Source organism: Bacillus sp. 05T31 (assembly GCF_056396725.1).
Genome location: NZ_JBFTMA010001204.1, coordinates 1 through 698, shown reverse-complemented (window position 1 = coordinate 698; position 698 = coordinate 1). Strand labels below are relative to the sequence as shown.

Here is a 698-nt window from a genome sequence, read left to right as displayed (position 1 = left end):
TCTTATGTCTATGACATTTACGACCGTTCTTTTTGAGCATTTGATAAAGGCGATGCAGAATTTTTAAAAGTTCTTCTGTGCCAACAGCTATCGCTTGAAACAGTAACGGAAAGTAATCCTTAATCATATAAATCGCTTTGTATTCACTCAGCTCCTGCTTTKTYTTTTCAAGCAGAAACTGWCGCATTTGAAACATCGTAGAAGAACWGAGGAGAATGCCRATKAGTTGTCCATATAAATGGCACTCTAGGCGTTCTCTTTTTATATTTTGACACTCATCAATTTCAAAGAATGACTTCCACGTTTTAAACAAAATTTGTCGGGTAAAGAACTGGCGCGGTATCAGTTATGACCCGTCTCCAGCCCCTCCCCATAAGAACTGCTCGTGAAGTTTTCCCTCAAGCAACTCACCCCATAAACTTCATCAAAAGGGTTATGAGACCTATCAGATGGCAGACACTTTTATCAATATCTCCCTGAGCTTTCGAGAGGACGAACTTTCCAGTCCCAATAGAGTCCTAGTACACCATAGAGATATTCATTACTCCATCTCTGCCATCCAATGCTACGCTTTTGTCGCCGTTTCCTTCTCGTCAATAACGTACGGACTTTCATCTCTGTATAGTCCCGTACTTTACTAAAAGCTCGACTAGAATTCCCAACCCGGAAGTAATTCACCCATCCAATCAGTACAGTAT

The 698-nt window shown here is 40.9% G+C and carries 1 protein-coding gene and 1 pseudogene; both read right to left on the bottom strand.

Going from position 1 to position 698, the window contains the following annotated elements:
• Positions 1 to 319, bottom strand: a pseudogene (locus tag AC1DJR_RS32450) (IS4 family transposase); the annotation flags it as partial.
• A gap of 146 nt (positions 320 to 465) precedes the next feature.
• Positions 466 to 698: group II intron maturase-specific domain-containing protein (locus AC1DJR_RS32445; RefSeq protein WP_477004509.1), on the bottom strand; the 233-nt coding region annotated here is incomplete at its 5' end.